At 36.8% G+C, this 247-nt stretch carries 1 protein-coding gene; it reads left to right on the forward strand.

Annotation, left to right across the window (positions count from 1 at the left end; genetic code table 11):
• Window positions 1-247: LPS assembly protein LptD (lptD, locus tag ACFINZ_RS11565; protein ID WP_375701593.1), on the forward strand; the 247-nt coding region annotated here is incomplete at both ends.

Genomic DNA, 247 nt, shown 5'->3' on the forward strand with positions numbered 1-247 from the left:
GAACAAGAGCTAATATAGGACTAAGGTATTCTGGAAACTTTAACAATCATTGGTCTCTTTATGGTGTTATTGGACAATCTTTTCATCTTGCAGGAAAAAATTCTTTTGCAGAAAAGGACTTTGTTAATGTAGGCATTCATTCTAGCCTTGAAGCAACACGGTCAGACTATGTTGCAATGTTTGGTGCAAATCATAAGAGTGGTTTTTTCTTGGAAGCTCGCGGACGTTTTGATAAAAAAACGGGAGA

The organism is Bartonella sp. AA81SXKL (genome assembly GCF_042196945.1).
In the GTDB taxonomy this organism is placed as follows: Bacteria; Pseudomonadota; Alphaproteobacteria; order Rhizobiales; family Rhizobiaceae; genus Bartonella.